The following is a 17,467-nucleotide window of genomic DNA, read 5'->3' as shown; positions in this document are numbered from 1 at the left end:
CCGGCCGGGTGGGCCGGAACGGGCGGGGAGCGAACGGGCGGGGAGGAGAGGTCAGTCGCGGTCGACTTCCTGGCGGAGGACCCGTCGCTCGGTCGTGGAGACCTCGTACGTCGTCTTGTCCCAGTTGTCGGTGTCGACGACGTCCACCGACCAGGAGTCGTCGTCCAGCTCCACGGCCGTGACGGTGCCCTTGTCGTCCTGGGTGGCCGTCTGCACCGCCTGCTCCGGCGTGACGGTGGTCCGCTTCAACCGGTCGGCCAGCTCCTGCTTGTCCTCGGCGTCCTGGTCCGCGTCCGGCTTGTCGCTGATGACCTTGCCGCTGACGCCGTCGACCCAGATGTCGTGGAGGGTGCCGTCCGACGCGGCGACGCTCGTGTGCCACGCCGGGGTCCGCGCGCCCGCGCTCGCCGACGGGCTCGCGGAGGCGGACGCACCGGCGCTCATGGACGCGGAGGCGGACGCACCGGCGGAGGCGGAGGCGCTGCCGCTCGGGCGGGCGCTCCCGCTCGCGGTGGCGTTCGGCGGAGCCCAGGCGAGCTCGGTCTCGACCAGCTTGCCCTGGGGCACGGTGGCCACGGCGGTCTGCGTGGCCTTGTCCCAGGCGACCTTCGTGGCCGGGACGAGCTTCTGGCGCTCGGCCTGGTCGTCGGTGAGTCGCGGCGAAGCGGAGCCCGAGGGGGAGGCGGACCCCGACGGGGAGGCGGAGGCCGACGCCGACGGGCCGTCGGTGCTCCCGGTCTGGGTCGGCGCGATGCGGCCGGACGTGGTGGTGGTGTCCTTCTGCTCGGACCCGCAGGCGGCGAGCAGAAGGGCGCAGGACGCGGCGAGGCAGGCGATGACCGGGCCGCGCAGTCGATGTCGCAGAGAGGTACTCATGCGCCTATCCCTGACCCGGGGCCCCCGTTCCGTGACGCAGCGACCCGCGCAACCACCCGATCGCGGTCCTCCGCCGGTCCGGACGGGGGAAACCCGCCCGGCGCCCCGCCCGCGGCCTCACCGCTCGGACGGCCGGTCGTCCCCGTTCGTGTAACGGATCCGGGCCCACAGCGGCAGGCCGAACCAGCAGACCAGGTACCAGGCGAGGACCCCGGAGACCAGCCACGGCACGTAGCCGTCGTGCGTGGCCACGCGCAGGATCAGGAAGAGCGCCGCGGTCAGCGTCGCGAGGAGCAGGATGAGACCGGTGAACGTGAGCCGGGACGCCCAGACGACCGCCTGGGGCTTGATGCGGCGGCCCGACACGATGCGGTGGAAGGCCACGGGCCCGATCAGGGCGCCGGTCGCCAGCGAACCCAGCACGACGGTGACGAGGTATATCGTCTTGTCGGTCTGCTCCAAGTCCTGGAAGTGCGGTGTGAACACCACGGTGAGCAGGAAGCCCAGGAGGATCTGCACACCGGTCTGGGCGACCCTGATCTCCTGGATGAGCTCGGTCCACTGCCGGTCCGCGCGCTCTTCGGGCGTCTCGTTTCTTCTGGTCCGCCGGTCATCGTCGGCTATCACGTCCTCAGTCATGGCGTCCTCTTTCCCGCAGGTCGGCCTCGCATCCGCCCGGACTTTGCCTTTTCTTTTCCCAGGATGTGCGCGGCCCGGTCTCCCGGCCCGGCGGGAAGCACCCCGTGCCCGCGAACACGCGCCCGCGAGGAGGGTGCGATCACCGGAGGGCCTGCGTAGCCTGGGAGCCACCCCAGGGGCACCCGGGGGAGGACGGGCCGCTCCACGCCGCCGCAAGACGCCGGAGAAGAGCCGCGGAGGTCGTGTGTCGACGTACGAGGATGTCCTGGGCGATCTGCTGGCCCGCTCCCACCTGCGGTCCGTGCGGGAGCTCGCGGGCCTCGTCCAGGAGGCGGGCCGCCGCATGGGGCTCCGGGGAACGGCCATGTACGTCACCGACCTCCAGCAGATCCGGCTCGTCGCACTGCCCCAGACGGACGGCGTCGACCAGTCGACGCTCGACGTCGACACCTCGCTGGCGGGCCTGGCCTACCGCACGCAGCAGGTGCAGCGGTCGAGGGACGGCGCCACCGCCTGGCTGCCGATGATCGACGGGGTCGAACGCATCGGCGTCCTGATGGTGACGGCGCCCGCCCTGGACGACGGCCTGCTCGGGCGGGGCAAGGCGCTCGCCGGGGTCGCCGCCCTGCTCGTGGTGTCGAAGTCCTCCCACAGCGACCTGCTGGTCGAGACGGAACGCGCGCGGGCGATGACGGTGCAGGCCGAACTGCTGTGGGCCTTCCTGCCGCCGCGGACCATCGGCACGTCGGAGGTCACCTCCTCGGCGGTCCTCGAACCCGCCTACGACATCGGCGGCGACACCTTCGACCACACCCTGGACGACAGCGGCCTGCACCTGACCGTCATCGACTCCATGGGCCACGACCTCGCCTCCGGCGGAGCCAGCGCGGCCGGGCTCGCCGCCTGCCGGGCGGCCCGCCGCTCCGGCGGCTCGCTGAGCGACATCGTCACCTCGATCGACCAGATCCTCGACACCTGGTTCACCGACCGCCTCATGACCGCCGTCGTCGCCCATCTGGACACCTCCGACGGACGGTTGACCTGGATCAACTGCGGTCACCCGCCGCCCCTGCTGATCCGTCACGGAAGGGTCCTCCCCCAGGTCCTCGACCGGGAGCCCGACCTGCCGCTCGGCTGGGGGTTCCTCAGGGAGTCACCGCCCACCGAGCACACCGAGCGCCTCCAGCCCGGCGACCGGATCCTCCTCTACAGCGACGGCGTCACCGAGGCGCGCTCGTCCGGAGGGGACTTCTACGGCGAGGAGCGGCTGGCCGACACGGTCATCCGCGCCACGGCGGCCGGCGCCCCCGCCCCCGAGGCCCTCCGGCGCCTGGTCCAGGGCCTGCGGCAGCACCAGGGCCACAAGCTGCGCGACGACGCCACCATCCTGCTCACCGAATGGCACCCGAGCGGACGCGGCGGGGGGACACGGCCGGGCGCGGCGGAGGAACACGGCCGGAACCCGGGGTGAGTGACCGTTCCGGACGCGGGTAGGCGCGGGTTCGTCAGAGAGATCACGGCGAACCACCAGGAGGGTTCATGAGCACGCCCCCGAACGACCCCGTCCCTCCGAGTCCCACGCCGCCGCCCGGGCCCGGCCCGGCACCCGACCCGGGACCGTTGCCGGGACCGGCACCCGTGCCCGGCGGCCCGGACCCCGTACCGCCCGCGCCGCCCCAGCCGGAGCCGGACCCGCCGGCCCCGGTCCCGCCCCCGGACCCCTTCCCGCAGCCGGGCCCGCTGCCCTCGCCGGGCCCCGCCCCGGAACCGCTGACCTGAGCGTCCCGCGCGTCGGCCCCCACCCGTGAAACAGGGTGGGGGCCGACGCGCGTGCGAGGCGGGACCGTCTCAGCCGTGGCCGAGCGGCGGCACCCGCTCGGACGGGGGCGGCGGTCCGGGCGGCGTGCCGTCGCCGAACGGGCGCCCGCCGAGCTCCTCCCGCCCGTGCGCCGAGAGCCAGCCGCGCGGGTCCGGGCCGAGGGGGACGATCCCGGTCGGGTTGATGTCGCGGTGGACGACGTAGTAGTGCGTCTTGATCTGCTCGAAGTCGATGGTGTCGCCGAAACCGGGCGTCTGGAACAGGTCCCGCGCGTAGCCCCAAAGCGCCGGGAGTTCGGTCAGCTTCCGCCGGTTGCACTTGAAGTGGCCGTGGTAGACGGCGTCGAACCGCACGAGGGTCGTGAAGAGGCGGACGTCGGCCTCCGTGAGGGTGTCCCCGACCAGATAGCGCCGGTCTCCAAGCCGCTCCTCCAGCCACTCCAGCCGGTCCCACAGCCTCCGGTACGCCTGGTCGTACGCCTCCTGGCTGCTCGCGAAACCGCACTGGTAGACGCCGTTGTTGACGTCCCGGTACACCTTCTCGGCCACGTCGTCGATCTCGTCGCGCCACTTCTCCGGGTACAGCTCCGGCGCCCCGTCCCGCTGATGGGCCGTCCACTGGCTGCCCAGGTCCAGCGTGATCTGCGCGAAGTCGTTGGTGACCACCGCACCGGTCGGGACGTCGACGATCGCGGGCACGGTGATGCCGCGCGCGTACTCCGGGTCCCGCCGGAAGAAGGCCTCCTGGAGCCGTTCGATGCCGAGGACCGGGTCCCTGCCGTCCGGGTCCAGGTCGAAGGACCAACTGCGCTCGTCGTGCACGGGCCCGGCGATGCCCATCGACAGGACGTCCTCCAGGCCCATGAGGCGCCGGACGATCACGGCCCGGTTCGCCCACGGGCACGCGCGGGCGACGACCAATCGGTACCGCCCCGGCTCCACGGGCCGGCCGTCCCGGCCGTCGGCCGTGATCCTCGTCGTGATGTAGTTCCGGTCGCGCTCGTACTCACCGTCGCCAGCCATGGCCCCGAGGGTAGCCCGCGCCGCACGGTTCCGCCCGGGATCAGTCGGGGGCGCCGCCCGGGGCGCCGGGCGCCGCGCGCAGGACCGGCATCATCGTCTCGACGGCGGCGTCCCGCGCCAGGTGGTCGAGGACCATCCGGTTGACCAGGGCCGGCTGCTCCAGCGGCACCAGGTGGGACGCCCCGGGCACCACGGCCAGCAGGGCCTCCGGGAGCGCGCGGTAGAGGGCGGCGGTGTGCTCGAGCGTCATCATGTCGTCGTCGCCGACCACGACCAGGGTGGGCGCCCGTACGCGCCCCAGGTCCCCGGGGGCGAGCGCCGGCTGGGTCCGCCACATCTCGATCACCTTGGCCGCCACCACCGGCCAGTGGTCCGCGCCGTCCGGTGTGACCGCCGCGTACATCTCGCGGAAGAACTCCATGTCCGGGCTGTCGGGCGTCATCCCGTCGAGCATCGCCGGATCGACGAAGCACTCGGGCCCGGGGCGGAAGTTCGCCCCGATCACCACGACCCTGCGGACCAGATCGGGCCGGGCGGCGGCGGCGAGCAGCGCGACGACACCGCCGTCGCTCCACCCGACCAGATGCGCCGGACCCCCGACCACCCGCTCCAGGAACGCCACCGTGTCGTCCGCCATGTCCTGGTACGACAGCGGCCCCGGCACGTCGGGGGTGTGCCCGTGGGCGCGCCGCTCGGGCAGGAAGAGGCGGTACTCGTCGGCGAGGTCGGAGCGCTGGGCGCCCCACGTCTCGTTGGTGCAGAAGCCGCCGTGCAGCAGGACCAGCGGATCGCCGTCGCCCTCGGTCTCGTACCAGGTCCTGACCCCAGGGAGGTCAGCGTATGCGCCCATCGTCCCAGGCCCTCTCCGGATCGGCCCCCTGCCCCCGCCCAGTCTCCGCCGGGCCCCGGAGGGCCGCAAACGGTGACCCGCCCCGGTCGCACGGCATACACCGCTCGGCGTTCGAACGCGCCGCGGGGGTTCGAACGCGGAAGACGGGGCACCCGGTCATTCCGATCCGAGAGGGGTGAATGGGCATGAGCGCAGGGGGGTCGACCACGGCCGTCGCGAGAAGAGCCGCCCGTGGGGACGTGGTGCGAGCGGGCGCCCGGGCGGGCTTCGTCGCGCGAGGAGTGCTGTACCTGCTCATCGGGATCCTGGCCGTACGCATCGGCCTGACGGGCACCGGCGAGCAGGCCGACAAGGGCGGCGCCCTCGCGCAGGTCGCCGAGACGCCGTTCGGAGCCGTGATGCTCTGGGCCCTCGGCATCGGTCTCGTCGGGATGGCGCTGTGGCGGCTCTCGGAGGCCCTGTTCGGCAGCGCGGGTCCGAAGGGCGACAAGCCGGCCAAGCGGGCCGTGTCCGGTGCCCGGGCCGTCTTCTACGCCGTCTCGGCCTTCTTCGTCCTGTCCTTCGCGACGGGGAACCGGGACAGTGGCGCCGGCTCGACCGACCGTCAGAGCCACGACATCACCGGCCGTCTCCTCGACATGCCGGCGGGGCAGTGGCTGGTCGGCGCGGCGGCCCTGGGCTTCCTCGGCGCGGGCCTGTGGATGGGCGGCCGGGCCGTGATGCGGAAGTACCGCAAGCACCTGACGTGGACCACGATGTCCGAGAAGCAGCGCCGCTTCATGGACGTGACCGGCATCGTCGGCGGTGTGGGACGCGGACTCGTCTTCGCGGCCATCGGTTTCTTCGGCCTGAAGGCGGCGATCGAGTTCGACCCGAACGAGGCCAAGGGCATGGACGACGCGATCCGCTCGTTCGCGCAGACCCCCGCCGGGCCGTGGCTGCTGGTCGCCGTGGCCGTCGGGCTCGTCCTCTTCGGGATCTTCTCCTTCGGCCAGGCGAAGTGGCGCGACGTCTGATCCGCCGGCCTCGCTCCGAACGCCCCGCACGCGCACGCGTGCGGGGCGTTCAGCCGTCGTAGCGGCCGGTGTCGACCTCCCAGCGGTGGTAGCCGGCGATCCAGGAGGCGAGGCCGTCGACGTACCGGCGGGCGGCCTCGCGCCCGGCGGGGGAGAGGCCGAGGAGGTCGCAGATCCCGGGAACCTGGGCGGACAGCCCCACGAAGCGGTCGACCATCGCCTGGGCCTCGCGCATCACCTGGGCGGCCGCCTCCTCGGGGGTGCCGCCGCGCTCCTCCCGGACGATCATCACCATGTTGGCGACGTCGCCGCGCGCCAACTCCTGCGCGTACGAGTGCACGTCGTTGGTGAACGACGGTATGTCGGCCGCCAGTTGGCGCATCAGGCGGAGGGTCGGATGGTGCAGCACCTCCTGCGGCACCTCGAACCGGTTGAGCCGCTCGACCATGTCGAAGAGGGTCTCCATGGCGGCCGTTCCCCGGCGCAGCGCCAGATAGCCCTCCCGGTCCGGGAGCCGCCCGGAGAGCCGGCCGGCGGCCTCGGCGGGGTGGCAGGCGAAGTACCACTCCCAGTTGTAGGCGCTCCTCGCCCGCCACCGGGCGGACATGCCGCGCGCGCTGCGCTCCCAGAGGTCGGCGAAGGCCCGCTCGACGGGGGTGCGGGCGCCGGGCGCGGGGCCGTCCCCGTGCAGGAGGGCCGTCAGCCGGGTGCAGACCTCCGCCACCCGCGCGGGGGCCCGGCCGAGACCGGTGTCGAACCCGTCGTCGAAGAGGAAGTAGAAGCCGAGCAGATCAGCGGCGAGGGCGAGGTCGCCGGTGGCGCAGTCGGGACTGGTGAGCGCGGCGAGCCGGGGTACGTCCCACCGGTCGTACACCGCCGCGTCGACGGCTCCGGCGAGCCCTTCGTGACGCTCCAGCCACTCCCGGTGGAGCCGCGCGGCGGGCGCCCGGTCCGGATGGCTGTGCGGCGGGAAGGGAAGGTCGAGCACTGCGGCATGGAACACGTGCACCCCCAGGGCATTGGGCCCGGGTGCCCCCAACGCCCCCCGGCGCGATCGAAGAGTACTTGAATCGATCACTAACTGCCAGGAATAACAAGGGGATCGATTCCGGATCCACACAACCGGGACCGGGCCGTCGGACGGCGGTGCGGAGCCCGGGGATGGTCAGCGACGATTCCCTCCGCGCGGGCCGCCGTCGCCCGCCGCGGTCCGGCCCGGACCTGTCCGAGACTCATCCCCGGACCCTCACGTAGAGTGGGGCCCGGGCCGTGACTGGCGCTTGAGGTGGATCACCACCGGGGAGCGGTCCCGCGGAGCGCGCCCGTCGGCGCACCCGTGCCGAATGCCGTGCGCCTGGGCGAACCACCGGTCAGAGACGACGCCCAGGAGTTGCCATGTCCACCAGCACCGCCACCCTCATGGACGGTACGGCCCTGGCCCGCCGCACGGTCGAGGAGACCGCCGCCCGCGCCGCCGAGGTCACCCGCCGCACCGGCGTCACCCCCTGTCTCGCGACCGTCCTGGTCGGCGCGGACCCGGCCTCCGTGACGTACGTGAAGATGAAGCAGAACCGCTGCGCGAAGGCCGGGATCCGCTCCCGGCACGTCGAGCTGCCCGCCACCACGACGACCGAGGAGCTCGTCGCCGCGATCACCGCCCTCTCCAGGGACCCCGAGGTCCACGGCATCCTCCTCCAGCACCCGGTCGGCCCCCACATCGACGAGCGCGCCGCCTTCGAGGCCATCGCCCCGGAGAAGGACGTCGACGGCGTCACGACGGCCTCCTTCGCCGCCATGGGCTTCGGCCTCCCCGGCTTCGTCTCCTGCACGCCCGGCGGCATCATGCGCCTCCTCGACGCGTACGACGTCGAACTGAGCGGCAAGCGGGCCGTGGTGGTGGGTCGCAGCGCCATCCTCGGCAAGCCCGCCGGCCTGCTCCTCCTCGGCCGCGACGCCACCGTCACCTACTGCCACTCCCGCACCCGGGACCTCTCCTCGGTCGTCCGCGAGGCCGACGTCCTGGTCGCCGCCGTCGGCAAGCCGAACTTCATCAAGGGCGAGGACATCAAGCCCGGCGCCGTCGTCGTCGACGCCGGCTACAACCCGGGCAACATCGGCGACGTCGACTTCGCGTCGGCTGCCGAGCGCGCCTCCCTCATCACCCCGGTCCCCGGCGGCGTCGGCCCCATGACCATCGCCGTGCTCCTCGCCCAGACGGTCGAGGGCGCCGAGCGCCAGCTCGGTCTGTAGGACGGCCATGACGGAGAGGCGGCGGGACGGGCGTTCGGCGATCGGCGGAGCGCTGCACGGACGGCGTCCGGGCGACCGGAAACACCCGCGCCGGGGCCGCCGGCCGGCGGCGCGGCGCACCCTCCGGTTCGGCGCGCCGCTCCTCCCGCTGCTCACGGCCGCCCTGGTGGCGACCGCCTTCCTGACCGTCCGGGAGGGCGGGGAGAACGACGGCAACCCGATGGGCGCGCCGTCTCCCGTCGCCACCGGGGACGCCGCTCCTCCTCTTCCTCCTCCGACGGACGGCCCGACGCCCGGCGCGTCCGGCGCCGGAACCACCGGCACGCCGACGCCCGGCACGACGCGGGACGGCAGGACGGCGGACGGCACGACGCGGGACGGCAGGACGGCGGACGGCACGACACAGGGCGGCAGGACGGCGGACGGCACGCCGGCGGCCACGGCCGCGCGGGGCGCCACGCCGACGCGCACGGAGCCCGAGGGCCGGTCCCCGCACGCGAGCACGTCACCGGCGCCGTCCCCGACGAGGAGCGCCGCCCCGGCCCCCTCCGGCGGTCGGAAGGACGGACGGCGCCCCGGGCGGCCCGTCTCCTTCGAGGCGCTGCGCGTGGGCGACTGCTTCGACATCGACCGCGACGCGCCGGGAACCGCCGTCCGGCGCCCTTGCGACGCGCCGCACTCCGCCGAACTGGTCGCCCGGCCCCGGCTGACCGGCCGTTACGCCACGGACCGGGCGGTACGGGAGGCGGCCACGGCACTCTGCCGCGAACCGCTGCGCCGCAAGGCCGCCCGGCAGCCGTTCGGCACGCGCTGGACGACCTTCGTCCAGTACCCGTACCGGACGAGCCACCTCCTCGGCTCGGACGCCGTCGCCTGCAGCCTGGCCGTCCCCTCCGCGACCGGCGACAGGATCAGCCACCGGCTCAGATAGCGCGCGTGGGGTGTCTCCCCTGTGGGCGGCGCCCACGGCTCAGGTGACGCCCCGCGTTCAGGCGGTGTCCTGGGCTCAGATGATGCCCCGTGTTCAGGCAATGCCCCGCGCTCAGGCGGTGTCCTGGGCTCAGCACACGTCCGCCGCGAGCGCCGTAGCCAGGGCCGCCGCCGGGTCCCGGTCCGCCGGACCCGCCGGGGCCCAGCGCCCCGCGGACTTGAGGTACGGCCACCAGCGGCCGTCCTCCCCGAGCCGCACCTGCGCCTCCGCGCCCACGGCCGTCCACCGGGCGCCGCCCGCCCGCCGCAGCACCGGACGCTCGTCGTCCTCCCAGGCCTCCGCGAGCCGCGCCCCGGCACGGGCCAGGGCCTCGGCGTCCGGTTCCCACTCCTCCTCCAGTACGGCGAGGGCGGCGGCGCCCCCGAACCGCCACGCGCGCGTGGCGAGGTCCAGGTCCGCCCGCGACCGGCCCGAACCGGTGGCGAGCCGCGCCGCGATCCACGGAGCGGGAGAGCCCGCGGCGAGCCGCACCGCGTCCTGAGCTGCCGTCAGCCCGGTTTCCTCCAGTGCGGTTTCCACCGGTGCAGTCTTCTCCAGTCCGGTTTTCTCCAATCCGGTTTCCGTCAGTTCCGGTGCCTCCCCGCCCGGTCCCAGGGCCCCGGCGAGGAACCGGTGTGCACGGGCCGCCGCGTCCGTCGCGAGGAACTCGAGGGCCGCCGGATCCACCCCCGGCTCCGGCTCGGTGTCCGTGTCCAGGGACGGGGCCCGGCCCGGCGCGGCCGGAAGGTCCGGAGGGGCGGGCAGCGGCGGCAGCAGGAACGCCGACGCGTACGCCTCCTCGGCCGGCACGCCGGGCATTCCGCCGGCGCTCCCGGGAGCGCCGGCGCCGCCGTCCCCGCCGCGTCCCGGGGGAGCGGCGGCACGCGAAGCACTGCGGGCCTGGAGCTGGTCGAGCAGGGTGCGCTCACCGCGCCCGCGCATCAGGAGCAGCACGAAGGGGTCCTCGTCCAGGAGGCGTGCCACCTGGTAGCAGAGCGCCGCCGTGTGCGGGCAGTGGTCCCAGGCCTCGCAGCCGCACTCCGGATCGAGGTCGCCGATGCCCGGCAGCAGGTCGAGCCCGGCCGCCGCCGCGTCCTCCACCAGGTGCGGCGGCATCTCGCGGTCGAGGAGGGCCGCGATGTGGCCCGCGCTGTCCACCGCGAGGTCGAGCAGCCGTTCCCACTCCTCCTCGGAGAACTCCCGCACCAGCACGTCGCTCCGGTGCGCCGTGCCGTCCCGGTCCTTGACCACCGCGGTGATCCGGCCGGGCCGCACCGACACGGCGCCCACCGCCCCCGCGCGCGCGTGGCGGCGCCCCGCCTTGAGCTGCTGCCCGTCGAGCGCGGTGTCCTCCAGGGCCTTGAGCCACACCTGGCCCCACCAGGTCCGGGTGAACGCCCCGCCCCGTGCCGGCGGCAGCGCCGCGAAGGTCCGCTCGCCGTCCCCGTGTCCGTACCCGCTCATCGTCCGTCCCCTCGCAGTCGCACCAGCTCCGCCAGTTCGGCATCGGTCAGTTCGGTCAGCTCCGGCGGCATCTCCCCGCCGGAGCCGAGGACGCTGTCCGCCAGCTCCCGCTTGCGGTCGAGCATCGCGGCGATCCGGTCCTCGATCGTGCCCTCGGCGATCAACCGGTGGACCTGCACCGGCCGGTCCTGCCCGATCCGGTACGCGCGGTCGGTGGCCTGCGCCTCCACCGCCGGGTTCCACCAGCGGTCGTAGTGCACGACGTGCTCGGCGCGGGTGAGGTTGAGCCCCGTGCCCGCGGCCTTCAGGGAGAGCAGGAAGACCGGGACCTCCCCGTTCTGGAAGCGGGCGACCATCGCCTCCCGCTCCGCGACCGGCGTGCCGCCGTGCAGGAACTGCGTCCGCACGCCCCGCGCCGCGAGGTGCGCCTCCAGGAGCCGGGCCATCCCCACGTACTGGGTGAAGACCAGGGTGGCGGCGCCCTCGGCGAGGATCGTGTCGAGGAGCTCGTCGAGCAGTTCCAGCTTGCCCGACCGCCCCGCGATCCTCGGGTTCTCCTCCTTGAGGTACTGGGCGGGGTGGTTGCAGATCTGCTTGAGCCCCGTCAGGAGCTTCACGACGAGGCCGCGGCGCGCCATGCCGTCGGCCGCGGAGATCGCCGTCAGCGTCTCCCGCACCACCGCCTCGTACAGACCGGCCTGTTCGGGCGTCAGCGACACGGTGCGGTCGGTCTCCGTCTTCGGCGGGAGCTCGGGCGCGATGCCGGGGTCCGACTTGCGGCGGCGCAGCAGGAACGGCCGGACGAGCGCGGCGAGGCGCGCGGCGGCGGCCGGGTCGCGGCCGCCCTCGACGGCGGGGGCGAACCGGGTGCGGAAGGCGCCCAGGCCGCCGAGCAGCCCCGGGGTGGTCCAGTCGAGGATCGCCCACAGCTCGGAGAGGTTGTTCTCCACCGGCGTGCCGGACAGCGCCACGCGTGCGCGTGCCCCGATGGTCCGCAGCCGGCGGGCCGTCGCCGAGTACGGGTTCTTGACGTGCTGCGCCTCGTCCGCGACGACGAGCCCCCAGTCCCGCCCGGCGAGCCGCTCGGCGTCGAGCCGCATGGTGCCGTACGTGGTGAGGACGAAGCCGCCGTCGGGAACCCCTTCCAGGTCACGGGCGGTGCCGTGGAAGCGGCGCACCGGCGTGCCGGGCGCGAACTTCTCGACCTCCCGCTGCCAGTTGCCCATGAGCGAGGTGGGACAGACGACGAGGGTGGGACCGGCCGAGGCCGGGTCGGTCTGCCGGTGCAGGTGCAGGGCGATGACCGTGATCGTCTTGCCGAGGCCCATGTCGTCGGCGAGGCAGCCGCCGAGACCGAGCGAGGTCATCCGGTGCAGCCAGTCGAGCCCGCGCACCTGGTAGTCGCGCAGGGTCGCGGCGAGCGCGGCGGGCTGGGTCACCTCGGGCCTGCCGCCCTCGGGACGCGCGAGCCGTTCCCGCAGGCGTTCCAGCGGGCCGGTCGCCGCCACCTCGACGGTGTGCCCGTCGACCTCGGTCGTACCGGTGAGGACGGCCGAGAGGGCGTCCACCGGCGTGACCTCGTGGTCCTGGTGGGCCCTGGCGCGGCGCACCTCGGCCGGATCGACGAGCACCCACCGGTCGCGCAGCCGCACGAGGGGCCGTCCGGCCTCGGCGAGCCGGTCGAGCTCGGCGCGGGACAGCTCGTGGTCCCCCACGGCGAAACGCCAGTTGAAGGCGAGGAGGGAGTCGGCGGCGAGGAGGGACGGCAGGAAGGAGGAACCCGCCTCGGTACGGGTGTCGCCGTCACCGGAGCCGTCGCCGACACCGTCGCGGGTGTCCACGGCGGCGTCGGTGTCCACGCGGGCGCCGGGCGCGTGCGGGCCGATCACCGCCCGGGCCGTCAGCCGGTCGGCGAGTTCGCGCGGCCAGTGGATCCGGACGCCCAGGGCCGCGAGGGCGTCGGCCGCCGGGCCCAGGAGCTCCGCGACCTCCTCGTCGGCCAGTTCGACCGCGTCGGGCACGGCCGCCGACAGGAGCGGGGAGAGCGGGGGCCAGGCGCGGGCGGCGCGCCGGAGGGCGAGGAGGGCGTCCATACGGGCGCGCGGGCCGAAGGCCGCCCCGACCGGGCCCGAGCCCGACCACACCTCGGCCGCGTCCGCGACCAGGGTCGGATCGGCGACGCCGTGCAGTCGGAGCACCGCCCGGAAGCCGGGCGCCTCCCGCGACTCGGCGGTGAAGCCGGGCAGTTCGAGACGGAGCGAGAGCCGGACGCCCGCGTCGTGCACGGCGGCCACGCCGGCCGCCCACGCCCGCTGCTCGGGAACGGCCTGCGGCTCCTCGGCCGCGAAGGCGGGCCCGCCGGCCGCCAGGGCAGCCGCCGGGGTGCGCGGCAGGATGTCCGCGACGGCGTCGGCGAAGGCCCGCAGCAGCGCCTCGGGCTCGGGCAGCAGCAGCGGCGGTGGCTCGTCACGAGGGGCGGAGGCATCGGACGGGAGGGGTACGGCGTGGGCCGCGGGCGGCATCGACGCGGCGAGCGTGCGGAGTCGCTCCAGCTCCTCGGGCCCGAGCGGTCCGGCCCGCCACGCGTCGTGGTCGCCGGGCGTGAGGCCGGGCAGGAGCAGACCGCGCGCCACGAGGCCGAGGGCGAGCAGCGCGGCGGCGCCCCAGAAGGCGACCGCGGGGGACGCGGTGTCCGAGGACCGGGCACGGACGAGCAGCGGCAGGGCGTCCCGTACGGAGAGCGTGCGGGCGGGGACGGTCACGGGCCGGAGGGTGTCGCCGTCCACGACCGTGAGTTCGGCGACGGCCGTGGACACGCCGGGGGAGTCCGGCAGCGGCTCGCCGTCCGGTGACCAGAAGGCGATCCGCCCGGCGCGGGGCGGATCGGCGGGGAGGAAGACGGCGGAGTGGCGGGAGAGTGTGCGGGCGGGTTCGCGGGTCGGATCATCGGGTCCGTGCGACAGCGACAACGCATTCCTCAAATTTGACTACTGGAGGCGGAGTCGCCGAGAGTACCCCACCGGTCTCCCCGACGCCTCTCCATTCCGGGTGATCCGCGTCACGGCTCGACCGCCCCTCGTGAGAAGCGTCCCCGGGACGGTGCCCTCCGGGGTGGGGCCCTCCCCACCCCGGCCCCCCGGAGCGCCCCCCGCCCGGGACGGGTGGTGACGCCATGGCTCCGACCGGTCACGCGTCCGTACGTTCGGTGGGCGCCCACCGAACGGGCCACCGCCCGACAGAAACCGGAGCCCGCCATGTCCCAGGCCACCGTCCTGCCCCCGGCCGCCGCACCCCCCGTGGCGCCCGCCCGCACCAGGAGCGGCAGCGAGTTCGCCCCGCTCCTGCGGACGGTCAGGGAACAGGGCCTCCTCGTGCACAGGCCCGGCTGGTACGCCCGCGTCATCGTCTTCGACCTCCTCGGCATCGCCGCCGTGGTGGCCGGACTCGCCCTCGTCGGCCCCTCCTGGTGGGCGCTTCCGCTCGCCGTCCCCCTCGCCCTGCTCTCCGCCCGCGCCGCCTTCGTCGGCCACGACGCCGGGCACGCCCAGATCACCGCCGACCGCAGGGTGAGCCGCGCCGTCCAGCTCGTCCACGCCAACCTCCTCCTCGGCATGAGCCGGGAGTGGTGGAACGACAAGCACAACCGTCACCACGCCCACCCCAACCACCTCGACAAGGACCCGGACGTGGCGGCCGACGTCCTCGTCTTCGCCGAGCACCAGACGGCGGGCCGCACGGGCCTGCGCGGCTTCCTCACCCGCCACCAGGCCCTGCTGTTCTTCCCGCTGACGACCCTGGAGGGCATCGCGCTCAAGGCGTACGGGATCCGGGCCCTGCTCGCGGAGGACGGCCCCTGCCGCACCCGGCGCGAGCGGCTCGTCGAGGGCGGCCTGCTCCTCGCCCACTTCGCCGGGTACGCGGCCCTGCTGCTCACCCTCCTCGCGCCCGCCCAGGCCCTGGTCTTCGCCCTGCTCCACCAGATGCTCCTCGGCGTCCACCTGGGCATGGCCTTCGCCCCCAACCACAAGGGCATGGAACGGCCGGACGAGCACGAGGACGGCGACGGTTGGGGCCATCTGCGCCGCCAGGTGCTCACCTCGCGCAACATCCGCGGCGGCGCCCTGACCGACTGGTTCCTCGGCGGGCTCAACTACCAGGTCGAGCACCACCTCTTCCCCAGCATGCCGCGCCCGAACCTCCGGCTCGCCCAGCCCGCCGTACGGGCCCACTGCGCCGCGCTCGGCGTGCCGTACACGGAGACCGGCTTCGTCGACTCCTACCGCCAGGCCCTCGGCCACCTGCACGAGGTGGGCGCGTCCCTGCGCGCCTGAACGGGACCGGGGCCGAGCCGGCGGAGGGCCGCACCGCCCTCCGGCTGCTCTTTCGGGGGAGGGCGCTCACTCCGCCAGCGCGCAGGAATTGACCACGTCCCCGTCCACCGGCCGCGCGATCGTGCGGTCCGCGGGCGGCGCCGCGCCCTCCTCGACCCAGCGCGTCAGCGCGTCGAACGCCGAGCGGTAGCACGGCAGGATCGGCCGCAGCCGGTCCGGATACGTGTCGTACAGGCCGTCGGTGTGCGTCCCGCCCCGCACCGTGTAGTACCGGTGCAGCCGGCCCCGCCCCCGGTCGTCGATCATCCGCGCGTACACGTCGGAGTCGGTGGCGACGGGCAGCAGGGTGTCCAGGTCGCCGTGGAGCGTGATGAGGGGCTTGCCGATCCGGCCCGTGAGCGCGACCTTCGCGACGGCGCGGTGGACGGACGCCGGCCGGGAGGCGTAGTCGTACGACGCGTCCGATGCGCAGGGGGCGAAGATCTCCGCCGCGGTCCGGCCGGCGGTGGAGCCGGGGCAGGCCGGGTCGTACGAGGGGTCGAACTCGGCCCGGAAGATCTTCTGCGTCAGCCCCCAGTACGCCTGCTCGTGGTACGGCCAGAGGAAGTGCGAGTCCGGCGCGAAACCGGCCCTGACCAGATCCTCGTCGGTGGCCCGCCCCAGGGAGCGCGCCACGGTGACGGGCAGGCTCGTCAGGAGGTTGGGACCGCCCGCGGTCCACAGCACGCCCTCCCAGTCGACTCCGCCGTCGTACAGATCGGGCCGGTTCTCCAACTGCCAGCGCGTCAGATAGCCGGCGTTGGAGATGCCGGTCATGTACGTGCGGTCCGCGGCCCGCCCGTACCGCTGCCGCACGGCCTTCTTCGCGGCGAGCGTCAGCTCGGTCACCCGGCGGTTCCACTCGGCGACCGCGTCGCCGGGCTTCCGCCCGTCGGTGAAGAAGTCCGGACCGGTGTTGCCCTTGTCGGTCGAGGCGTAGGCGAAGCCCCGGGCGAGCACCTGGTCGGAGATGAGGGCGTCCGTGGAGTACTGGCGGCGGGTGCCGGGCGCGCCGGTGACGACGAGCGCGCCGTTCCAGCGGTCGGGCAGCCGGATGACGAACTGCGCGTCGTGGGACCAACCGTGCGTGGCGTTGAGCCGCGAGTCGTCGGGGAAGTAGCCGTCGATCTGGACGCCCGGCACCCCCGAGGGGTTGCGGGTCCCCTTCGCGGCGAGACCGGCCTGGTCCGCCATGTCGGTGTACGGCGTGCCCGCGAGCCCCGCTGTGGTCAGGTCGCCCAGACAGGCGGACTGCTGGTGCCCGGCGCCGGGCACGTGGAGCCGGTCCTGGCGCGCGCAGTGCGCGGCGGCCCCCGGCTCGGCCCCGGCGGGGGAGGCGGGGGCGAGGAGGGTGACTCCGGCCAGGAACGCGGCGAACAGGGAGACGCCCGGGGACAGGCGCATGGTGGGCCTCCGATGGGACGGTGGAAAGTGAAGCGGCGCCACATCGTGCGGCGCGCCCCTTCCGCCGGGCCATGGTCGGAGACCACACCTCGGACCGCCGTCCTATGGGGCGCGCTCCGGCCAGGGGGCCCGGAGCCGTCACCCTCTCCGGCTCATTAGGCTGCGGAGATGCACCTTCCCTCGGTCGACGAGATCCGCGCGCTGCACAGGAAACACGCTCCTCACGAGGAGGCGCTCCAGCTCGTCCTCACCCATTGCGAGATCGTGTGGCGGATCGCCGAGCGCCTGCTCCCGCACGCGGGAGAGAACCTCGACCCGGAGCTCGTGCGCGCCGGGTGCATGCTGCACGACATCGGGGTGTACCGCCTGTACGGCGCCGACGGGCGCCTCGACGGCCGGAACTACATCCGGCACGGGATCCTTGGACACGAGCTCCTGGCGTCCGAAGGGCTGCCGGAGGCCGTGTGTCGGTTCTGCTCGTGTCACACGGGCGTCGGACTGACCAAGGAGGACGTGCTCACGCAGGGGCTGCCGCTGCCGCCGGCCGACTACGTCGCGGTCACGCCGGAGGAACGGCTGGTCATGTACGCGGACAAGTTCCACAGCAAGAGCACACCGCCGAGGTTCCTGTCCCCGGAGACCTACGCGGTGTCGGTGAGCCGGTTCGGCCAGGACAAGGTCGCGGCCTTCGGGGCGCTGCGCACGGCGTACGGCGACCCGGAGCTCGACGACCTGGCCGCGGCGTACGGGCACGCCCTGACCTGAGGCCCGGGGGTCGGTACCGGTA

At 74.3% G+C, this 17,467-nt stretch carries 14 protein-coding genes; 6 read left to right on the top strand and 8 right to left on the bottom strand.

Annotated features, from left to right (window positions below):
- Positions 1-51: 51 nt before the first annotated feature.
- Together ACFYNX_RS12530 and ACFYNX_RS12525 are read right to left on the bottom strand one after the other, a co-directional pair.
- Positions 52-876: a PepSY domain-containing protein gene (locus ACFYNX_RS12530; RefSeq protein ID WP_388660705.1), complete on the bottom strand. Its 825-nt coding sequence runs from the start codon at positions 874-876 to the stop codon at positions 52-54.
- A gap of 117 nt (positions 877-993) precedes the next feature.
- Complete coding sequence (locus tag ACFYNX_RS12525) at positions 994-1,515, bottom strand: DUF6328 family protein (protein ID WP_365543521.1); 522 nt, start codon at positions 1,513-1,515, stop codon at positions 994-996.
- Positions 1,516-1,759: 244 nt separating this feature from the next.
- Here ACFYNX_RS12525 and ACFYNX_RS12520 point away from each other — a divergent pair, with 244 nt between their 5' ends.
- A complete protein-coding gene (locus tag ACFYNX_RS12520; protein WP_365543527.1) occupies positions 1,760-2,986 on the top strand; it encodes a PP2C family protein-serine/threonine phosphatase in 1,227 nt (408 codons plus the stop codon).
- A gap of 377 nt (positions 2,987-3,363) precedes the next feature.
- Here the strand turns inward: ACFYNX_RS12520 and ACFYNX_RS12515 are convergent, their stop codons facing one another.
- Together ACFYNX_RS12515 and ACFYNX_RS12510 are read right to left on the bottom strand one after the other, a co-directional pair.
- Positions 3,364-4,356 (bottom strand): glutathione S-transferase family protein, encoded by a 993-nt coding sequence (locus tag ACFYNX_RS12515; RefSeq protein ID WP_388660700.1) that lies wholly within the window; start codon positions 4,354-4,356, stop codon positions 3,364-3,366.
- A gap of 40 nt (positions 4,357-4,396) precedes the next feature.
- Positions 4,397-5,206, bottom strand: coding sequence for an alpha/beta fold hydrolase (locus ACFYNX_RS12510; protein WP_388660697.1), 810 nt, complete (start codon positions 5,204-5,206; stop codon positions 4,397-4,399).
- Between the two features lie 185 nt (positions 5,207-5,391).
- Between ACFYNX_RS12510 and ACFYNX_RS12505 the strand changes: the two genes are divergently transcribed.
- On the top strand, positions 5,392-6,222 hold the full coding sequence (locus ACFYNX_RS12505) for a DUF1206 domain-containing protein (protein ID WP_388660694.1): 831 nt from the start codon (positions 5,392-5,394) through the stop codon (positions 6,220-6,222).
- 49 nt (positions 6,223-6,271) lie between these two features.
- Here the strand turns inward: ACFYNX_RS12505 and ACFYNX_RS12500 are convergent, their stop codons facing one another.
- Positions 6,272-7,210, bottom strand: coding sequence for a terpene cyclase (locus ACFYNX_RS12500; RefSeq protein WP_388660691.1), 939 nt, complete (start codon positions 7,208-7,210; stop codon positions 6,272-6,274).
- Between the two features lie 407 nt (positions 7,211-7,617).
- On the opposite strand from ACFYNX_RS12500, the gene ACFYNX_RS12495 reads away from it, so the two are divergent.
- The gene (locus ACFYNX_RS12495) at positions 7,618-8,472 is read left to right on the top strand and encodes a bifunctional 5,10-methylenetetrahydrofolate dehydrogenase/5,10-methenyltetrahydrofolate cyclohydrolase (RefSeq protein ID WP_388660688.1); all 855 of its coding nucleotides are present in this window, start codon (positions 7,618-7,620) and stop codon (positions 8,470-8,472) included.
- A gap of 7 nt (positions 8,473-8,479) precedes the next feature.
- The gene (locus ACFYNX_RS12490) at positions 8,480-9,403 is read left to right on the top strand and encodes a hypothetical protein (protein WP_388660685.1); all 924 of its coding nucleotides are present in this window, start codon (positions 8,480-8,482) and stop codon (positions 9,401-9,403) included.
- 129 nt (positions 9,404-9,532) lie between these two features.
- Here the strand turns inward: ACFYNX_RS12490 and ACFYNX_RS12485 are convergent, their stop codons facing one another.
- Complete coding sequence (locus ACFYNX_RS12485) at positions 9,533-10,906, bottom strand: SWF or SNF family helicase (RefSeq protein ID WP_388660683.1); 1,374 nt, start codon at positions 10,904-10,906, stop codon at positions 9,533-9,535.
- Positions 10,903-13,875: a DEAD/DEAH box helicase gene (locus ACFYNX_RS12480; protein WP_388660680.1), complete on the bottom strand. Its 2,973-nt coding sequence runs from the start codon at positions 13,873-13,875 to the stop codon at positions 10,903-10,905. Before ACFYNX_RS12480 ends, ACFYNX_RS12485 begins: the two co-directional genes overlap by 4 nt.
- A 285-nt stretch (positions 13,876-14,160) precedes the next feature.
- Between ACFYNX_RS12480 and ACFYNX_RS12475 the strand changes: the two genes are divergently transcribed.
- On the top strand, positions 14,161-15,237 hold the full coding sequence (locus ACFYNX_RS12475) for an acyl-CoA desaturase (RefSeq protein ID WP_388660677.1): 1,077 nt from the start codon (positions 14,161-14,163) through the stop codon (positions 15,235-15,237).
- A 66-nt stretch (positions 15,238-15,303) separates the two neighbouring features.
- Here the strand turns inward: ACFYNX_RS12475 and ACFYNX_RS12470 are convergent, their stop codons facing one another.
- Positions 15,304-16,680 carry a tannase/feruloyl esterase family alpha/beta hydrolase gene (locus ACFYNX_RS12470; protein WP_388660674.1) on the bottom strand — a complete coding sequence of 459 codons (1,377 nt, stop codon included), beginning with the start codon at positions 16,678-16,680 and terminating at the stop codon, positions 15,304-15,306.
- A 168-nt stretch (positions 16,681-16,848) separates the two neighbouring features.
- On the opposite strand from ACFYNX_RS12470, the gene ACFYNX_RS12465 reads away from it, so the two are divergent.
- The gene (locus ACFYNX_RS12465) at positions 16,849-17,445 is read left to right on the top strand and encodes an HD domain-containing protein (RefSeq protein WP_388660671.1); all 597 of its coding nucleotides are present in this window, start codon (positions 16,849-16,851) and stop codon (positions 17,443-17,445) included.
- Positions 17,446-17,467: the final 22 nt, after the last annotated feature.

Source organism: Streptomyces sp. NPDC007872, from assembly GCF_042868165.1.
In the GTDB taxonomy this organism is placed as follows: Bacteria; Actinomycetota; Actinomycetes; order Streptomycetales; family Streptomycetaceae; genus Streptomyces.
The sequence above is the reverse complement of the archived record's forward strand: the minus strand, read 5'-3'. Positions and strand labels throughout refer to the sequence as shown.